This window comes from Actinoallomurus sp. NBC_01490, assembly GCF_036227085.1.
GTDB lineage: Bacteria > Actinomycetota > Actinomycetes > Streptosporangiales > Streptosporangiaceae > Actinoallomurus > Actinoallomurus oryzae.
This window is the reverse complement of the sequence record NZ_CP109433.1, coordinates 3,826,305-3,843,128: the sequence shown is the minus strand read 5'-3', so window position 1 is coordinate 3,843,128 and position 16,824 is coordinate 3,826,305. Positions and strand designations below refer to the sequence as shown.

Here is a 16,824-nt window from a genome sequence, read left to right as displayed (position 1 = left end):
TTCACCTTCCCGCCGGAGCCTGCAGGCTCCAGAGACGCCCGTCGGGGTCGCGCACGGTCATCTCCCGGGTGCCGTAGTGGGTGTCCTCGAACGGTGTGACCACCTCGACGGCCGGGTCCCGGCGCAACGCGTCCGCGTCCGCCACCTTCAGGACGAGCCGCGCCTGGGGCTCCTGGTCCTCCGGGACCTCGGCGATGAACACGTACGGGCCGTCGCCGTTGCGCAGCTGCCCGGAGTCGTGGTCGGTCGAGAACTCCAGCTCGAACCCCAGCGCCTGGAAGAACTTCGCCGCCTTGCCCCAGTTGTGAGTGGTCAGGAACACCGCCTCGATGCCCTCGGTCGTCATGTCAGCTCTCCTCCTCGAACGGTCGCTGCCCCTGGGCGTCGGCGAGGTAGGCACGCAGCGCGTCGGCGACCAGCGCCGAAAGGGACTGGCCCGACTCGATGGCCTGGTGCTTCACCTGCTTGATCAGCCCGATCGGCAGGTACACGTTGAACTGCTTGACGTCCTCGTCGCCCATGCTCGCATGCTAGCAAACTAGCGGGCTAGTCGTGCTTGCGAGCGGACGGGATCGTGACGACCAGCGATGTTCCCTGCCCGGTGGGGCTGGTGACGCGCATGGTGCCGCCGAGCGCTTCGACGCGGTCCGTCATCCCGGTCAGGCCCGAGCCGCCGGACCGGTCGGCGCCGCCGACCCCGTCGTCACGCACGCTGAGGCGGATCTCGGCGTCCTCTTCGGTGAGATCGATGTGCACCACGGACGCGTGCGCGTGCTTGAAGACGTTCGTCAGCGCCTCGGATACGACGTAGTAGAGGCTCACCTCGACCTGCTCCGGCAGGCGATCGTCCGCGTCGACGTGGAGTTCGACCGGCACGGGAGACCGGGCCACCAGCCCTCTCAGCGCGCCCTTGAGGCCCCGGCGCGCCGGCAGCGGCGGGCGCAGGCCCCGGGCGATCTCCTGGAGTTCGGTGAGCGCGGCGGACAGGTCCCGGGCGGTGTCGGACAGGTGCCGTCTGGCCTCCCGCTGCTCGGGCGGAATCTCCGACTCGGCCTCGCGGAGGCGGAGCGAGAGTGAGATCAGATGCTGCTGTGGCCCGTCGTGCAGATCGCGCTCGATACGGCGACGCGTGGCGTCGGCCGTGGTGACGAGCCGAGCGCGCGAGGCGACGAGCTCCGTGCGGGTTTCGGCCTGGGTGATCGCGCAGGACAGCAGTTCCACGAACCTGTCCATGCGTTCCTCGGTGTCGTCGGGCAGCGGTTCCGAGCCGAGGTACAGCGCGTTCATCGTCCCCCAGAGGCGATCGCCGCTGATGACCGGGCAGACCACCACCCGGCCGATCCGCTGCTCCTGGAGCCAGTCGGCGAACCGGTCGTCGAAGGACTCGGTCGTCATCTGGACCGGCCGGTGGCTCCGCCACACCGCCGCCGAAGCGGCGTCGTGCCCGACCGGCCATCGCCCGCCGAACGGAACCTTGGCGGGAGGTGAGCCGGGAGCACGCCACAGCGTGACCACCGACTCCGTCTGATCCGACTCGTACCGTTTGATCGCGGTGTAGTCGGCGTTCAGCAAGGAGCCGAGCTCTCCCGCGGCGGCCTTGAAGATCACTGACGGGGAGGCGCCGCGCGCCACCAAGGTCGCGACATGCTGCAACGCGCCCCGCTCATCCGCGAGCCGGCGGACCTCGCCGCAGCCGACCGGCAGAGCCCGCGCCGCGGTGTGGAGGGATCTCCACAGACCTCGCAGGCGGCGAATCACGTGCTTCGCGCCGCAGCCGCCGCCCGGGGGAACAAGAGCCATCGATCCACTGCTTGCCCCAGTTGACCAGGCGATATCGGATAACTCTTCAGTACGACTCTACGGGTGCCGGGCGGCTGCGGACAGAGCCCGCGCGGCGGCCGGCCGGGCGCGTACGGCCATGGCGGTCACCAGGAGTCACCGGTCCAACCGACGTAACCGTCCACCGCGTCGCTGTCGATCTTGAGCTTTCCGGCACGTGCCGGACATCGACGGCCGGCCCGCCCCCGTCTGGCACGCCCCGGCCTCATCGGCCTCGGCCGTCGCACATGGCGCCGATGTGGGCAAGCACCGCGGCGGCGCCGTCCTCCGCACCGATGCGACGCGCGAGCTCGGCCGCCTGCCGTCGATGCGGCCCGGCCGTACCGGCCGTGATCGCCTCGGCGAGGGAATCGGCGGTCAGTTCCGGGAACGGCAGCGGGCGGGGAGCGACCCCGAGCCGGTGCAGCCGGGCCGCCCAGAACGGCTGGTCGGCCATGACGGGTACCGGCACCGCGGGTACCCCGGCGCGCAGTCCGGCCCCGGCGGTGCCCGCTCCGGCGTGGTGGACGACGGCGGCCGTGCGGGGGAACAGCCAGTCGTGCGGGACATCGCCGATCGCCAGGACGTCGTCGCCGGCCGCGCTCAGCCCGGCCCATCCCGCCTGCACCACCGCGCGCACTCCCGCCCGGCCCACCGCCGCCGCCACCAGCTCGCCCAGCTCCGCCCCCTGGCCCGGCGCCATGCTGCCGAACCCGATGAACACCGGAGGCGGACCGGCCTGGAGGAAGTCGACCAGCTCGGCCGGGGGGCGCCAGTCACTCGGCCGGGCGGGCCACCAGTAACCCGCCACCTCCACCCGGGCCGGCCAGTCCGCCGGGCGCGGCACCACCAACGGGCTGAAGCCGTGGAAGACCGGCCGGATGCCCGCGTCCGGCGCCGGCGGGACGGCGGGCAGCCCAAGGCGGATGCGCAGCCCGCTCACGACACCCGCCTGGAGCGCCTGCGCCCGCGCCAAGAGCTCTCGTCCCGCGGCGAGGTTGCCGTCCGGGCCGAGGTCGTCGGCGCCCGGCACGCCGGGCAGCGGGAACTCCGCCGTGGCGAAGGAAGGTGCGAGGTAGGCGCCGACGACGGGCGTGGCGAACGCCTCGCCGGCCGTGCGGCTGAGCGCCGCCGGACCGAACGCGGTCAGGATCAGATCGGTACCTTCCGCCACGGCCGCCGCCACACCGTCGGCCAGGCGATCCAGAAAATCCGTCGTCACCGCCCGCGCGTCCTGCGGCGACGTCGCCGCGGTTCTGGCGCGGATGAGCTCCTGGGGGTCGCCCGGCAACGGCCGGTGTTCCAGGCCGCAGGCGGCGATGAGCCCGGCGAAGGGAGGGTGAGCGGCCACGGTGACCTGGTGTCCGGCATCCAGCAGACGCCGCCCCAGGCCGGTGAACGGTGCGACGTCCCCCCGCGAACCGGCGGTGACGATCAGAATTCGCATTCAATGCTCCTTGTCGGCGATGGCCGCCCTGGGCACCCGCGGAGGGCGGCGGCCGCAGGCACGCTAAAGGCTCCTGCACGGTGGAGGTTCAACAAGCTGTGACGCACGACACACAAGGCCGGGACACGGTCAGCATCGGCGAGCTGGCCGCACGTACCGGGCTTTCGGTGAAGACCATCCGCTACTACTCCGACGCCGGACTGCTGCCCGAGAGCGGACGCAGCCCCGGCGGCCATCGCAGGTACGCCGCGGACGCGCTGTCCCGGCTGCGGCTGATCCAGCGTCTCCGTGCGCTCGGCGCCTCCATCGCCGCCATCGGCGCGATGACGGCCGGGGAACGCTCGCTTGATGAACTCCTCGCATGCGAGCTGGAGGCGGTCCAGGCGAAGGTGCGTGAGATGACGTGGCGCCAAGAGATGCTTCGTGCCCTGACCGACTGCCCCGCGCCGGAAAAACCGCACCGCCTGTCACTGCTCGCCGGGGTGGGCAGGTTCGACGATGCCCACGACCGCCTGGTGCGCTACTGGCACTGGGCACTTCCGCCCGGTCTGCCGCACCGCCTGGCGCAATCCGTCATCGACGGTGCCGTGCCCGCGCCACCGGCCGTCCCGAGCGCCTCGTCGGTCCTCGCCTACGCCGAACTCCACGCCCTGGCGGTCGGCGACGACCGGCGGCGGCAACCACAGCGGCACCAGGTCGGCGACGTCGCGTCGTTCTATGCCGGTGTCCTGGACGCCTGCACGCTGGCCACCGAGGCCCTGGTCGCCGGCTGCCCGGACCGGCACGCCGAGGCGCTCGACCACTTCGTGGGCGCTTACGCCCGCGTCGGCGATCACGACGACACTCCGGCGTTCCGCGCCCATCTACGCGCCCGGTACCGCCACGGAGCGCGCGCCGGTTCGTTCTCGCTGCGCTACTGGCGGCAGGTCGTCGCCGTCACCGGCCAGACCCCGCCGTGCCCCACCACCTCCGGCCCTGGACATCTCGCCGCGCCGCTCGCCGCCCTGCACCAGCAGGTCGCCGGCGTCCCCCTGACCGCGAACCGTCCATCCGCGCCGTGAGCGTGGGCCCCTTCGAGCCGCGGCGACAAAGCAGACAGGTGAGATGAGACGCGGCTGTGGCCCGTCGTGCGGATCGTCCGTTCTAACCGACGTAGCCGTCGACCGCGTCGCTGTCGATCTTGAGCTTCACGCCGCCGTGCTTCTCCACGTGGTCGCCGCGGAACTGTTTGATGCGGCGGTGGTCCGCCCACCACTCATCGCGCATGAGCCGGTCGCCCCACACGTTCGGCTTGTGGTCCCAGTGGGCGAACCAGACGGCCTCGGGGCGGCTGATGCCGTCCGCCTCGGCCACGTCGCGGATGCCCGACGCCACACTGCTGTACAGCCCCGGGACGTACTCCAGTGCCCGCACGCCCCTGGTCCACGAGTCCACGAACGTCAGCACCGCCTGCCGGCACCACGATCCGCGTCCGTACGCCTCCAGGTCCATGTAGATCGGCGACCCGGGCGGCAGGCCGAGGGCGGCGGCGCGGTGCGTCGCGTCCACGGCCGAGAGCTGGCCGGCCAGGGCCGCGGTCGACGGGGAGAAACGCGGCCGGGAGGAGGTGCACGGCGCCTGCGGGCCGACGTACGTCGGGATCAGGCGCCAGCCCATCGCCCGTACGGCCCTGACCCAGTGGCGGGACAGCCGCCCGTCCGGGCACGCGCGTGCCGGGCCGCCGATGTAGATGTTGGCCGCGACGAAGTCGTCACGCCAGGCGCGCATCGCGGCCAGCGACGGCGCCGAGCAGGTGTCGAAGCCCGCGCCCGTCACCCACCGGCGGCGGTCGCCGCTGCGCCGCTCCCCGGCGGCGCCGGCGAGCGGGACCGGGCCGGATGCCGCCGGGGTGATCCCCGCGATCAGGCGGCGCAACTCCCCCGCGCCGGGTCCGGCGCCGTACGAGCCGGTGATCAGCACCCCGGCGCCGGGGACGGCCGCGCGGATCTCCCCCGCCGCCGTGTCGGTCACCGTCACGGCGGGCATTCCGGCCACGGACGACGGCGGGACGGCGCTGATCATGCCCGTGGCGAACGCGGCCGTCTGCTCGGTGAGCGGTTCGACGTGCAGCGCCTCCGTACGGCCGACGACGTGCGCCGGGCAGAACTGGTCCGTCCCCGCCGATCCGAGGTAGAGCGCGTGCCGGTCGAAGCGCACGCACTCGGTGGAGCGGGGGCCGAGGCGGTACACGGGCCAGCCGGCGGGCACGCTGATCCGCAGGCCCTGGTAGTCGACGGTCGTGTCCGCGTGGGCCGCGGGTGTCGGGACGAGCGCTGCCAGAAGGCAGGCGAGCAGGCCGGCACGTCGCATCGCGTCTCCCCGTGGTCGTCGTCCCGGCCATGATCGGCATGGGAGGCACCGGAGGACGGGAGCGCGCGGCGTACTTGTGCGGTCTTTCGGGCGGACTCGCCCGGCTCTTTACCCGGCGCGCGCGGCTCGGCCGCTGCTACGCTCCCGCCTCACAACGGCGGGGAGGCCGATGATGAATGACCTGCAGGTCGCCATCGTGGGCGTGTGGGGCGTGATACTCGTCATCACCCAGACGCGTTCGCTCAACCGGCGGTCATCCCGCCGGGAAACCATGCAGGTCGTGCTCAGTACATGCCTGGGACTCGTCTTCGCGACCTTGGCCGTCCTCCATTTCACCGGCATCCATCGTCAGAAGGACGTCCACGTTCTCGGAAGCTTCATCGTCATGCTCATCGTGCTGGCGCTGGTGGGGGTGTGGCAGCGACGGAACGGATCGAAAAAACGGACATAGGCCGGTTCGGCGAGCCGCTCACCCGGCGCGTCCATCCGGTTCGGACCATTCGATGATCTCGTACGCGCCCGCCTCGTCGATGGCGAGCCGGGACAGCGGGATGAGCGCCAGGCGTACCTCGTAGTCGCCCAGGGCCCGGCGGTAGAAGCCCGCGCCCTCCCAGTCGGTCACCATCGCCCACAGCTCGGGGTCGTCGACGGCACGGGCGAGCCGCCCGGACAGGTGACCCGGACTGCCCTCGATGGCCTGGAGCACGCCCCGGGCCGTACGGACGAACAGGTCGGTCTCGGCCGAGGGCACGCGATAACGGGTGATGGCCAGCACCCGTCCATGATGCCGGACCCGTGGCGGCGCCCACACCGGTGACCTGGATACGACACCATGGAGGGGTGTCGTCCAAATCCTCGATCCGCCGGCAGAGCGCCGTCTTCCTCGTCTATGTGCACCAGCTGCCGCGGTGGGTGCCGCTGGTGCTGCTTCCGGCGCTGCTGATCGCCGGCCTGGCGCTGCCCGGCGTGCCCGGCGCGGTGGCGCTGATGCTGCTCGCGCTCGTCGTCTGGTTCCTGTTCATGGCCTCACCGACGCGCAACGCCGCTCACCGCGTGATCCGGTTCGCCGTGCCGCTGGTCCTGCTCGCCATCGGGATCGCCAAACTGGTCTCCTGACGACATGGCGTGATTTTGACAATCATTTTCATGTTCACCCATACTTGTTCGGTGCGTTCCCGAATCCTGCCCGTGGTGCTCGCCGCGCTGCTCATGGCCGGCGCGTGCGGGGCGAGGGCGGGCACCGGCGGGAGACCACGGCTGACCGCGGCGTTCTATCCGCTCGCGTGGCTGGCGACGCAGGTCGCCGGCCCCGGCTTCTACGTCGAGAACCTCACCAGGCCGGGCGCCGAGCCGCACGACCTGGAGCTGACGCCCCGGCAGGTGATCGACGTAGGCGAGTCCAAGCTGACCTTCTATGTCAAGGGCGTGCAGCCGGCCGTGGACAAGGCCGTGCGTCAGCACGCCAAGAACCACGCGCTCGACGCCGAGTCCGTGGTCACGACGCTGCCCGCGCCGCGGGACGAGGCGAACGACGGCGCCGTCGACCCGCACCTGTGGCTCGACCCGTCCCGGTTCGCGACCGTGGCGACCGCGCTCGGCGAACGGCTGGCCCGGATCGACGGCGAGAACGCCGCGGGCTACCGCGCCCGCGCCGCCCAGGTCGTGACCCGGCTGAACGCCCTGGACGCCGAGTTCCGCACCGGGCTGCGCGGGTGCGCGCGCAAGGAGATCGTCACCGGCCACGCCGCCTTCGGCTACCTGGCCGCGCGCTACGGGCTCACGCAGGTCGGCGTGGCGGGGCTGGACCCGCAGGCCGAGCCGTCGCCGCAGCGCATCGCCGAGATGACCGGCCTGATCCGCCGCGCCGGCGCGACCACGGTGTTCACCGAGACGCTGGCCAGTCCGAAGACCGCCGACACGCTCGCGCGTGAGGCCGGGGTGCGCACCGAGGTGCTCGATCCGGTCGAGGGAGTCCGGCCAGGCTCCCACGACGACTACTTCTCGATCATGCGTCGCGACCTCGCGACGCTCCGAACCGCTCTGGGGTGTTCATGACGGCGACCCCGTTCTCCCTGACCGGCGGCGAGGTGCGGTACGACCGCCGTCCCGTGCTGCGCGGCATCGACCTGACCGTACGTGCCGGCGAGGTCGTCGCGGTCATGGGCTCGAACGGCTCCGGCAAGTCGACGCTGATCCGCGCGCTGCTCGGGCTGATCCCGCTGTCCGCCGGGCGGGCCGAGCTGTACGGCGTGCCGCCGGGCAGGTTCCGCGACTGGAAGCGCATCGGGTACGTCCCGCAGCGCCTGTCGATCGGCGGAGGGGTGCCCGCCACCGTACGCGAGGTCGTGGCCTCCGGCCGGATCGCGCGGCAGTCGCGGCTGCGCCCGTCCTCGGCCGCCGACCGCCGCGCGGTGGACCGGGCGCTGATGGCGGTCGGCATGGCCGACCGGGCCCGCGACCCCGCCCAGGAGCTGTCCGGCGGCCAGCAGCAGCGCGTGCTCATCGCCCGCGCCCTGGCCGGCGAACCGGACGCCTTCGTCATGGACGAGCCGACGGCCGGCGTCGACGCCCGCAGCCAGGAGACCCTGGCCGGCACCCTGCGCGATCTGGTCGGGCAGGGCCGTACGGTCGTGCTCGTCGCGCACGAGCTGGGGCCGCTGGAGCCGCTGATCACCCGCTCGGTCGTGCTCGAGGCGGGTCGGATCGTCCACGAGGGCGTCCCGCCGATCCCGCAGGGCGAGTGCGCGCTGCCCGGCCACGACCACGTCCATCCGCACGCCTCCGCGTCCGAACCCCGGCTCCTGTCATGATCGAACTCCTGTCGTACGACTTCCTGCGCCGCGCGCTGGTCGCGGCCGTGCTCGTCGGCATCGCCGCCCCGGCCGTCGGCACGTTCATCGTGCAGCGGCGCCTGGCACTGCTCGGCGACGGCATCGGCCACATCGCCCTCACCGGTGTCGGCCTCGGCCTGCTGACGCGCAGCTCCCCCACGATCCTGGCGCTGGTCATCTCCGCGCTGGGCGCGGTCGCGATCGAGCTGCTGCGGGTGCGCACCCGCACCGGCGGCGACGTGGCGCTCGCGCTGCTGTTCTACGGCGGGCTGGCCGGCGGCGTGCTGTTCGCCAACCTGTCCGGCGGGAGCGCGAACCTCAACAGCTACCTGTTCGGGTCGATCAGCAGCGTCAGCCCCGGCGACCTGTGGGTCGTGGCGGGGCTGGCCGTCGCGGTCGTCGTCATCCTGGCCGTGTTCGGTCGCGAGCTGTTCGTGCTGTGCCAGGACGAGGAGGTCGCGCGGGCGAGCGGCCTGCCGGTGCGGTTCCTGTCGCTGCTGATCGCGGTGACGGCCGCGCTGACGGTGGTCGTGGCGATGCGCGCGGTCGGCCTGCTGCTGGTCAGCGCGCTGATGGTGGTGCCGGTCGCCGCCGCGCAGCAGCTCACCCGCGGATTCCGCGCGACGATCGGGGTGGCCGTCGTGGTCGGCGTCGTCGCCGCCGTCGGCGGCCTGTGGGTTTCGGTGGACGTCGACATCGCCCCGGGCCCCACGATCGTCCTTCTGGCGATGGCCGTCTTCCTCGGCGCCGTCGGGGCTGGAAGACTGATCCGTATGCGCCGTACGGGAACGCCATGACGGGCCGCCGGGACGACGTACGCCGCGCGCTGTCCACCACCGAGGGCTTCCGCAGCGCGCAGGACATCTATGCCGACCTGCGTGCGTCGGGCTCACGCATCGGCCTGACCACGGTGTACCGCGCGCTCCAGGTGCTCAGCGACTCCGGCGAGGTGGACGTGCTGCGCACCGACGAGGGCGAGGCGGTCTACCGGGCGTGCCGGACGGACGAGCACCACCACCACCTGGTCTGCCGCGTCTGCGGCCGTACGGTGGAGATCGAGGGCCCGGCCGTGGAGAAGTGGGCCGAGGCGATCGGCGCCGAGCACGGGTTCCGCGACGTCACTCACACGGTCGAGGTCTTCGGCACCTGCTCGGACCACTGACCCGGCGGCGGCGCCGCCCTCTCGACGTGGCGACTCGTTGCTTCACGGAGACGAGAGGGCCGCGGGCCGGCCGACGCTGACGAAGGTCAGGGCTGGAGACGTTCCCCGTCTCCGGCCGGGGTCAGCATGTCGAAGGTGGCCTCGGGACGGTCGCGGTCGGTGTACAGGCGCCAGGCCTCGTCGGCGATCAGGTCCGGGTCCAGGGACACGACCTCGCCGGGGCCGCCCGGCTGCGACGTCACCAGCGTGTGGATGTCGCCGCGTTCGATCAGTCCTCCGATGGTGAGGGTGCCCGCGTACACCCCGCTGCCGGCCAGGCCGGCGTTCAGGGTGAGGGCGTAGTTGCGCAGAGCCGCCGAGGCGAGCGCCAGGGCACCCAGGGCCGGCAGCGGCACCACCGCGCTCAGGCCGCCGGCGAACAGCAGCCCGCCGTCGCCCCGCTCGGTCATGCCCGGCAGCACCTTCTCCACCACGTCGACGGCCGGGTAGACCGCGCTCATCGACTCTCGTACGGCGTCGGAGCCGATCCGATCGATCGGCACCGGCCGAGCCGACGGGTCGACCGCGCCCGGGCCGTAGTAGACCACGTCGACGCTCCCGTGGCGGTCCGCGATCGTGTCGAGGACGGACCAGAGGCGGTCACGGTCGCGGACGTCGGCGGTCAGGGCGGACGCCTCGACGCCCGCGTCCGCCAGGGCGGAGAGGTAACCGCCGTGGCGGGCATCGCTGCGGGACACCAGGGCCACGGCGTAGCCCTCCCGGCCGAACCGGTGCGCGATCGACATCCCCAGACCCGGCCCCACGCCCAGGACGACGACGGTCTTCTTCATGGCACATCCCTCCAGAGCACTAACTTGAGGAAGTCCTCAACTTTCTGGGAACGCTAGCATAGAAGTTGAGGTATCCTTCGAGTTAGCGACAGAGCAGGGAACAGAGCAGACATATGCCGCCGCAAGCCAGGCGTCTACGGGCGGACGCCGCGCGCAACCGCGACAAGCTGCTGGCCTCCGCCGTTCACGTCTTCGGTGAACGCGGCCTGGACGCGCCGCTGGAAGAGATCGCCCGCCAGGCGAAGGTCAGCATCGGCACGCTCTACAACCACTTCCCGACGCGACAGGACCTCTTCGACGCGATCCTGCCCGAGCGGCTCACCGCCCTGGAGCGGATCACCACCGAGGCCCTCGCCGACCCGGACCCCTGGGATGGTTTCGTCCGGTTCCTGAATGGCCTGTTCGAGCTCCAGGCACGCGACCACGGGCTCAACGACGCGCTGGCCCGGCGGTTTCCCGATGACTCGGCGGTCGGCGCGGCGTGCCGGAGCGGGTTCGCCCAGGCGGAGCTCCTCATCGAGCGAGCGCGGCAGAGCGGGCGGCTGCGCCCCGACTTCGAGACACGCGACCTCATCACCCTGATGTGGGCGATGTCCCAGGTGATCCGGGAGTCGATGGAGGTCGCTCCACAGACGTGGCGCCGCCACCTGGCCTTCGTCGTCGACGGGCTGCGGGCCGAGGCGGCCCACCCGATCGAGACGCCGCCCCTGACGGACGGCCAGCTGGAGAAGATCATACGAGGCCGGTGACGCACGGTGGCGTCCCGGCCTCGGTCAAGCGATCAGGCGATCATGCGGCAGGGCGCAGATCGTCCTTCGTCAGCCTTTCGATCTCTTCCGGAGTGGCAATACGCCGGTAGGTCCACGGCTGTACCGGGACGGGCTGACGACGGATGCGAGCGAAAACACGACGCAGTTGAGACATGGCATTATCCAGCAAGGTCGAGCCGGAAGGATTACACCTTATTATCGCACGTCACCTGCGGTTCCCCTGTCATTGGGGGGCGTGTTGCGCGGGCCATTTCCGCCATTGACGAGCGATGGTCTCCCACCGGCGGTAACGAGCGAGCCCGGCGGGGAATTCCCACGCCACGCCGTAATCCCCGAAAGCCTTGCCGGGGGACGCCGCCCTCCACGGCACGGCGGCGAGCGACCGGCCCGCGCCGGCCACCCGGCTCCAGCATGCCCGGCCACCCTCGGCACCCGAGGCTGCGGCACGCCGACCCCACGGACCGTGCCGGGATCCTGATCGCGGACATCGCACGTCAAGCCGCGCTCCACACGAGCCCTGTCGCCGCCCTGGCCGCGCCACCGCGCGTGCACGCCGCCACGCGGGACGCTCGCGCCGACCGAGAGGTGTCCCAATCCCCGGATCCCGGTGGCGCTGATAACTGGCTGGCTGTACAGTCAACGCTCCCTCCAAGCGAACGAATGGAGCACACACATGGCCGCACGTGACTGGGCCGTCAAGAAGGCCGCTTCGAAGATCCTCGGCCCGGACGAGAGGCTCGTGGCGAGCTGCATGGCCAACCTCCCGGGCACGCTGAAGCGTGAGGGCTACTACGCGGCGCTGCAGAACGTCGTCGGCATCCGTTTCGTGGACGTGGCGGCGGACGGCGGGCTGCCGCCCAAGATGAACCTCGCGGTCACCGACCGGCGGGTGCTGCTGTTCGAGCAGTCGGCGCTCGGGCGGGCCAAGGACCTCGTCGCCGAGATCCCGATCGCGCAGGTCGCCGAGGCGCGGATGCTGGAGTCCGGCCGCGCGCAGGTGTCCGTCAAGGTGTACAACTTCGCCATCACGTTCCAGGGCGGTGTCGACCTGGAGCTGGAGTCGGCCGACAAGGGCGGCGTCAACAACGTCGTCGGCGCCATCAACGGCCGGGTCCGAGCCTGACCGGTGCGCTTTCGTGGCGGCAGGCGAGGACAATGGGGACTGTCATCGATCTGTCGGGGGTTCGCTTGTCGCCACGTTCGGCTCAGGTCAACCGCGAAATGCGTGAACAGTCACAGCAGCGGATCCTGGAAGCGGCCCTGCTGGCATTCGCCGAACGCGGGTACGAGGGCACCACGATCGCCCAGATCGCCGAGCGGGCCGGTGTCGCCCGCGGCCTGGTGTCGTACTACTTCCCGGCCAAGGAGAAGCTGCTCCAGGCACTGCTCGGCCAGGCGCTCGACGGCATCCTCGCGCTGACCGACCCGGCCGAGGGCGAGGACACCCCCGACCTGCGGCTCGCCGGCATCATCGACCGTACGCTGGGGTCGGCGGCGAACACCATCGGTGTGCAGCGGCTCGTCCTCTGCCTCATGCTCCAGCCCGGCACCCGCGAGATATTCGTCGGCGTCGAGGCCGCCAAGGCCGACGCGGTCGAGAAGTTCGAGCGCCGGCTCCAGGAGATCTTCGCCGCGCGCGGGGCCGAGGACCCCGCCCTGGAGGAGGTGCTGTTCCGCAGCGTGCTCGAAGGCGTCATCTTCAAGCTCGCGGTCTACCCCGAGACGTATCCGCTCGCCGCCGTCCGGCACCGCCTGCTGACGATGTACGGCCTGCCGGCCGGCGACCCGCCCGACGAACCCGTACGCCCGCTCCGGTCTACGTGACCCCCGCGGCCACCTCGTCGGGGATGGCGAGACGCGTACGATCGCACGCGCCTCACCGCCGCGAGAGGCGGTCCTCGCTTCGCGGGCGGGCAACGTGTACCTCAAGGCCCACGGAGTGTGGCCCGCGCAGGTCGCGGATCGCCCGCAAACCGTCGGCCCGCCCCGGCTACTTGGCCCCCGCGGCCACCTCGTTGGGGATCGCTCCTCCGAACCTCCGGTCGCGGCGGGCGTACTCCTCGCACGCCTGCCAGAAGTTCCGGCGGTCGTAGTCCGGCCAGAGCACGTCCTGGTAGACGAACTCCGCGTACGCCGACTGCCAGACCATGAAGTTGGAGCTGCGCAGCTCGCCCGACGGACGCAGGAACAGGTCGACCTCGGGTACCTCGGGCCGGTAGAGGTAACGCTGGAAGACCTTTTCGTTGATCTTGTCGGGGCGCAGCTTGCCGGCCTGCACGTCGCGGGCGATCGCCGCCGCCGCGTCGGCGATCTCGGCCCGGCCGCCGTAGTTCACGCAGAACTGCAGGGTCAGCACGTTGTTGTGCTCGGTCATCCGCTCGGCGTCCTGGAGCTCCTTGATGACGCTGCGCCAGAGCTTCGGCCGGCGGCCAGCCCACCGCACGCGTACGCCCATCGAGTGGAGCTGGTCGCGGCGACGCCGGATGACGTCGCGGTTGAACCCCATCAGGAAGCGCACCTCGTCCGGCGAACGCCGCCAGTTCTCGGTGGAGAACGCGTACGCCGACAGGTACGGCACGCCCAGCTCGATCGCCCCCATGATCACATCGAAGAGGGCGTACTCCCCCATCTTGTGGCCCTCCGTGCGCGCCAGCCCGCGCTCTTTGGCCCAGCGACCGTTGCCGTCCATGACGATGGCGACGTGATTGGGGATCAGCTCTTTGGGCAGCTCCGGCGGTCGCGCTCCGCTCTCGTGCGGCTCCGGCGGCTGTACGGCCCTCATGATGTGGTGTTTCTCCTATTCGATGACAACATCCCGCAGCGGCACATCCCTGTCGGGCGCGCCGGTCCCGCTCGGCGCCTCCCGCTCGGGGCTTTCGGTCCCGCTCGGCTTCTCACTCACTCCGCGGCCGGCCTCGTCCCTCAACCGGCCACTCCGCTCGCTCGGCGCCTCCCGCTCGACGTGGCGGAGGGAGCGGATGCCGTGTTCCAGGTGCCATTGGAGGTAGGCGGCGACGAGGCCGCTGCACTCTACCCGGTGGCGGGATTCGCTCGCGTCGGCGCGGCCCCAGTCGCCGCGCAGCAGCGCGATCATCAGCCCGACCGTCGCCTCCGCCGGGCTGGCCGAGCCCGGTGGCCGGCAGGATCCGCACACCATGCCGCCCGAGGCGATCGCGAACGCCCGGCCCGTACGCTCTCCGCAGCGCGCGCACTCCTCCAGCGCCGGGGCGTACCCCGCGATGGCGAGGGAGCGCAGGAAGAACGCGTCGAGGACCAGTCGCGGGTCGTGCCCGCCCTCGACGAGCGTGCGCAGCCCGCCGATGACCAGGAGGAACTGCCGCAGCGCCGGTTCTTTCTCGACCGGCGTGAGCTTCTCGGCGGTCTCCAGCATCGCGGTGCCCGCGGTGTAGCGCGGATAGTCGACGGCGAGGCGCTCGCCGTACGGCCGCAGTGTCTCGGCCTGCGTGACGAGGTCGAGGGAGCGGCGTTCGTACAGCTGAAGGTCGACGTGGGTGAAGGGCTCCAGCCGCGCGCCGAACCGCGACTTGGTCTTGCGCACGCCCTTGGCGGCGGCGCGGACCCGGCCGCTGCGCCGCGTGAGGATCGTCACGATGCGGTCGGCCTCGCCCAGCTTCTGGGTGCGGAGCACGACGCCCTCGTCACGATAGAGACTCACCCGCCCATTGTCCCGCAGAACCCGTATGGGGCGGCACGGAACCCGCTACGGTCCATGATCGTTGACATGACGCCCGAACACCGAGGGCCCGACCTAGAGCCGAACTCTCAGGAGAGTCAGTGACCTGCTTCTTCGACGCTTCCCACGGCCCGGCCACGCAGGACATCACGTGGACGCCGCAGTGGGGTACGCCCCGCCCGGTACGCTCGTGCGTCGCGTGCGCGCAGCGCTGGACGCAGTACGTCCAGGGTCAGAGCGGGTATCCGCAGCCCGGTTATCCACAGCAGGGTTATCCACAGCCCGGCTACCCGCAACCGGAGTACGGTTACCCGCAGTACGAGCAACCGCACCAGCGGCATCAGTACGGCCTGGGCACCGTGGCCGCCGCGGGCGCGGCCGGCTTCGTCGGCGGTATGGTCGTCAACGAGCTGCTCGACGACGACCACGAACACGAGCACGTCGAGGTCGTCGAGCACGTGGTCGAGGTCGATCACGTCGAGGATTACGGCGACTACAACGGCGACTGGTAAGAACCTTCAGCCACAGACTCTTTGTAGTTGATAATTAACAAGCAGTGACCACATGCGGCCGGGTGGACAGTGGTGTGGATCACATTCATCGTGCAAATGTGCATTCATGAGATGCACGATCGTCCCACCACACGTCCTCCGCCATGTCGCGGACCAGCACGGTGACGAGATGGTCCGCGAGCTCGTCCAGCGGACCCTCACACTCGACCACGCGAAACGCGACACGCGGAGCGCCGCGCAGCTGATCGCCCAGCCGCCCAAGGCCACCGCGCCGGCCACGGCGAACCGCACGATCCACGACGCCGGGCGCAAAGAGGCCCTGCCCGGCCCGACGGTGCGGTCCGAGGGCGGCCCGGCGACGGGCGATCAGGCGGCCGACCAGATCTACGACTGGCTCGGCGTCACCTTCGACTTCTACAGCACCGCGTACGCCCGCAACTCCATCGACGGCGCCGGCCTGCCGCTGGTCGCCTCGGTCCACTACGGCGTCGACTACGACAACGCCTTCTGGGACGGCTCCCAGATGGTGTACGGCGACGGCGACCAGCAGATCTTCACGACCTTCACCGGCCCGCTCGACGTGACCGGGCACGAGCTGACGCATGGCGTCACGCAGTACTCCGGCGGCCTGGCGTACGAGGGCCAGAGCGGCGCGCTCAACGAGTCGCTGTCCGACGTGTTCGGCTCGCTCGTCAAGCAGTACCACCTCGGCCAGACCGCCGAGCAGGCCGACTGGCTCATCGGCCAGGGCATGTTCGCCTCCCAGGTGAACGGCGTCGCGCTGCGCTCGATGAAGGCTCCCGGCACGGCGTACGACGACCCGAACCTCGGCAAGGACCCGCAGCCCGCGGAGATGGCGCACTACGTCGACACCGACAGCGACAACGGCGGGGTGCACATCAACTCCGGCATCCCCAACCGCGCGTTCTACCTGGCCGCGACCTCCATCGGCGGCCACGCGTGGGAAAAGGCGGGACGGATCTGGTACGACACCATCACCAGTAAAAAGGTGCCTACAACGGCGGACTTCGCGACATTTGCCAGCATGACGTATGCGACCGCGGGCAAGCTGTTCGGTGTGAAGAGCACCGAGAGCGACGCGGTCCGCGAAGCCTGGACGACGGTCGGCGTGAAGGTCACATGAGAGTGGCCGTCACCCGCAGTGGTGGGTTCGCCGGACTGGTCCGCCGTGCCGAGGTCGACTCGGCGGACCACCCGGCGGTGGCCGGACTCATCGACGACGTCTCCCTGGACGAGATCCCCCAGCACCGCCCCCAGCCCGACCGGTACGTCTATGAGATCCAGATCGGCGACCGCTCCGCCCAGGTCGGCGAGGCCGACCTCCACGGTCCCCTGCGCGAGCTGGTGGACCACGTCATGACCCACGGCAGCTGATCCCACCCCGGCCCGT

The 16,824-nt window shown here is 71.2% G+C and carries 21 protein-coding genes and 1 pseudogene; 13 read left to right on the top strand and 9 right to left on the bottom strand.

Annotated elements, in window-relative coordinates; all coding sequences use genetic code 11:
• Window position 1 precedes the first annotated feature (1 nt).
• From OG417_RS18430 to OG417_RS18415, 4 genes are all read right to left on the bottom strand, one after another.
• Entirely contained in the window at window positions 2–346 is a 345-nt protein-coding gene (locus OG417_RS18430) for a VOC family protein (RefSeq protein WP_329257234.1), read from the bottom strand.
• Between the two features lies 1 nt (window position 347).
• Window positions 348–521, bottom strand: coding sequence for a CopG family transcriptional regulator (locus tag OG417_RS18425; protein WP_329257232.1), 174 nt, complete (start codon window positions 519–521; stop codon window positions 348–350).
• A 25-nt stretch (window positions 522–546) separates the two neighbouring features.
• A complete protein-coding gene (locus OG417_RS18420; protein ID WP_329257229.1) occupies window positions 547–1,800 on the bottom strand; it encodes a GAF domain-containing sensor histidine kinase in 1,254 nt (417 codons plus the stop codon).
• 244 nt (window positions 1,801–2,044) lie between these two features.
• Window positions 2,045–3,265 (bottom strand): glycosyltransferase, encoded by a 1,221-nt coding sequence (locus OG417_RS18415; RefSeq protein ID WP_329257226.1) that lies wholly within the window; start codon window positions 3,263–3,265, stop codon window positions 2,045–2,047.
• Between the two features lie 98 nt (window positions 3,266–3,363).
• Between OG417_RS18415 and OG417_RS18410 the strand changes: the two genes are divergently transcribed.
• Window positions 3,364–4,326 carry a MerR family transcriptional regulator gene (locus tag OG417_RS18410; protein ID WP_329257221.1) on the top strand — a complete coding sequence of 321 codons (963 nt, stop codon included), beginning with the start codon at window positions 3,364–3,366 and terminating at the stop codon, window positions 4,324–4,326.
• 82 nt (window positions 4,327–4,408) lie between these two features.
• On the opposite strand, the gene OG417_RS18405 is transcribed toward OG417_RS18410, so the two are convergent.
• Window positions 4,409–5,614, bottom strand: coding sequence for a DUF1906 domain-containing protein (locus OG417_RS18405; RefSeq protein WP_329257218.1), 1,206 nt, complete (start codon window positions 5,612–5,614; stop codon window positions 4,409–4,411).
• 172 nt (window positions 5,615–5,786) lie between these two features.
• Between OG417_RS18405 and OG417_RS18400 the strand changes: the two genes are divergently transcribed.
• Entirely contained in the window at window positions 5,787–6,065 is a 279-nt protein-coding gene (locus tag OG417_RS18400; protein ID WP_329257215.1) for a hypothetical protein, read from the top strand.
• A gap of 18 nt (window positions 6,066–6,083) precedes the next feature.
• Here the strand turns inward: OG417_RS18400 and OG417_RS18395 are convergent, their stop codons facing one another.
• Window positions 6,084–6,389, bottom strand: a complete 306-nt coding sequence (locus OG417_RS18395; RefSeq protein ID WP_329257212.1) for an antibiotic biosynthesis monooxygenase family protein — start codon at window positions 6,387–6,389, stop codon at window positions 6,084–6,086.
• 65 nt (window positions 6,390–6,454) lie between these two features.
• Between OG417_RS18395 and OG417_RS18390 the strand changes: the two genes are divergently transcribed.
• Genes OG417_RS18390 through OG417_RS18370 form a run of 5 tightly spaced genes read left to right on the top strand, consistent with a single transcriptional unit; the run spans window position 6,455 to window position 9,607 of the window.
• On the top strand, window positions 6,455–6,730 hold the full coding sequence (locus tag OG417_RS18390) for a DUF6703 family protein (protein WP_329257209.1): 276 nt from the start codon (window positions 6,455–6,457) through the stop codon (window positions 6,728–6,730).
• A gap of 51 nt (window positions 6,731–6,781) precedes the next feature.
• On the top strand, window positions 6,782–7,669 hold the full coding sequence (locus OG417_RS18385; protein ID WP_329257207.1) for a metal ABC transporter substrate-binding protein: 888 nt from the start codon (window positions 6,782–6,784) through the stop codon (window positions 7,667–7,669).
• On the top strand, window positions 7,666–8,424 hold the full coding sequence (locus tag OG417_RS18380) for a metal ABC transporter ATP-binding protein (RefSeq protein ID WP_329257204.1): 759 nt from the start codon (window positions 7,666–7,668) through the stop codon (window positions 8,422–8,424). Before OG417_RS18385 ends, OG417_RS18380 begins: the two co-directional genes overlap by 4 nt.
• Window positions 8,421–9,242 carry a metal ABC transporter permease gene (locus OG417_RS18375; RefSeq protein WP_329257199.1) on the top strand — a complete coding sequence of 274 codons (822 nt, stop codon included), beginning with the start codon at window positions 8,421–8,423 and terminating at the stop codon, window positions 9,240–9,242. Before OG417_RS18380 ends, OG417_RS18375 begins: the two co-directional genes overlap by 4 nt.
• The gene (locus OG417_RS18370) at window positions 9,239–9,607 is read left to right on the top strand and encodes a Fur family transcriptional regulator (RefSeq protein WP_329257196.1); all 369 of its coding nucleotides are present in this window, start codon (window positions 9,239–9,241) and stop codon (window positions 9,605–9,607) included. Before OG417_RS18375 ends, OG417_RS18370 begins: the two co-directional genes overlap by 4 nt.
• A gap of 86 nt (window positions 9,608–9,693) precedes the next feature.
• Here OG417_RS18370 and OG417_RS18365 read toward each other — a convergent pair whose 3' ends face one another.
• The gene (locus tag OG417_RS18365; protein ID WP_329257193.1) at window positions 9,694–10,437 is read right to left on the bottom strand and encodes an SDR family NAD(P)-dependent oxidoreductase; all 744 of its coding nucleotides are present in this window, start codon (window positions 10,435–10,437) and stop codon (window positions 9,694–9,696) included.
• A gap of 113 nt (window positions 10,438–10,550) precedes the next feature.
• Between OG417_RS18365 and OG417_RS18360 the strand changes: the two genes are divergently transcribed.
• The 3 genes from OG417_RS18360 to OG417_RS18350 all read left to right on the top strand — a co-directional run bounded on the left by OG417_RS18360 (window position 10,551) and on the right by OG417_RS18350 (window position 13,031).
• Window positions 10,551–11,186 carry a TetR/AcrR family transcriptional regulator gene (locus tag OG417_RS18360; protein WP_329257188.1) on the top strand — a complete coding sequence of 212 codons (636 nt, stop codon included), beginning with the start codon at window positions 10,551–10,553 and terminating at the stop codon, window positions 11,184–11,186.
• 694 nt (window positions 11,187–11,880) lie between these two features.
• Complete coding sequence (locus tag OG417_RS18355; protein ID WP_329257184.1) at window positions 11,881–12,330, top strand: hypothetical protein; 450 nt, start codon at window positions 11,881–11,883, stop codon at window positions 12,328–12,330.
• A 98-nt stretch (window positions 12,331–12,428) separates the two neighbouring features.
• The gene (locus OG417_RS18350) at window positions 12,429–13,031 is read left to right on the top strand and encodes a TetR/AcrR family transcriptional regulator (RefSeq protein ID WP_329257182.1); all 603 of its coding nucleotides are present in this window, start codon (window positions 12,429–12,431) and stop codon (window positions 13,029–13,031) included.
• 166 nt (window positions 13,032–13,197) lie between these two features.
• Here OG417_RS18350 and OG417_RS18345 read toward each other — a convergent pair whose 3' ends face one another.
• Together OG417_RS18345 and recO are read right to left on the bottom strand one after the other, a co-directional pair.
• A complete protein-coding gene (locus OG417_RS18345) occupies window positions 13,198–13,989 on the bottom strand; it encodes an isoprenyl transferase (protein WP_329257179.1) in 792 nt (263 codons plus the stop codon).
• Between the two features lie 171 nt (window positions 13,990–14,160).
• Window positions 14,161–14,883, bottom strand: a pseudogene (gene recO / locus OG417_RS18340) (DNA repair protein RecO); the annotation flags it as partial.
• 119 nt (window positions 14,884–15,002) lie between these two features.
• Here recO and OG417_RS18335 point away from each other — a divergent pair.
• The 3 genes from OG417_RS18335 (at window position 15,003) to OG417_RS18325 (ending at window position 16,808) form a co-directional block, all read left to right on the top strand.
• The gene (locus tag OG417_RS18335; protein ID WP_329257176.1) at window positions 15,003–15,413 is read left to right on the top strand and encodes a hypothetical protein; all 411 of its coding nucleotides are present in this window, start codon (window positions 15,003–15,005) and stop codon (window positions 15,411–15,413) included.
• Window positions 15,414–15,582: 169 nt separating this feature from the next.
• Window positions 15,583–16,557, top strand: coding sequence for a M4 family metallopeptidase (locus OG417_RS18330; RefSeq protein WP_329257173.1), 975 nt, complete (start codon window positions 15,583–15,585; stop codon window positions 16,555–16,557).
• Window positions 16,554–16,808 (top strand): protealysin inhibitor emfourin, encoded by a 255-nt coding sequence (locus OG417_RS18325; RefSeq protein WP_329257170.1) that lies wholly within the window; start codon window positions 16,554–16,556, stop codon window positions 16,806–16,808. Before OG417_RS18330 ends, OG417_RS18325 begins: the two co-directional genes overlap by 4 nt.
• Window positions 16,809–16,824 lie beyond the last annotated feature (16 nt).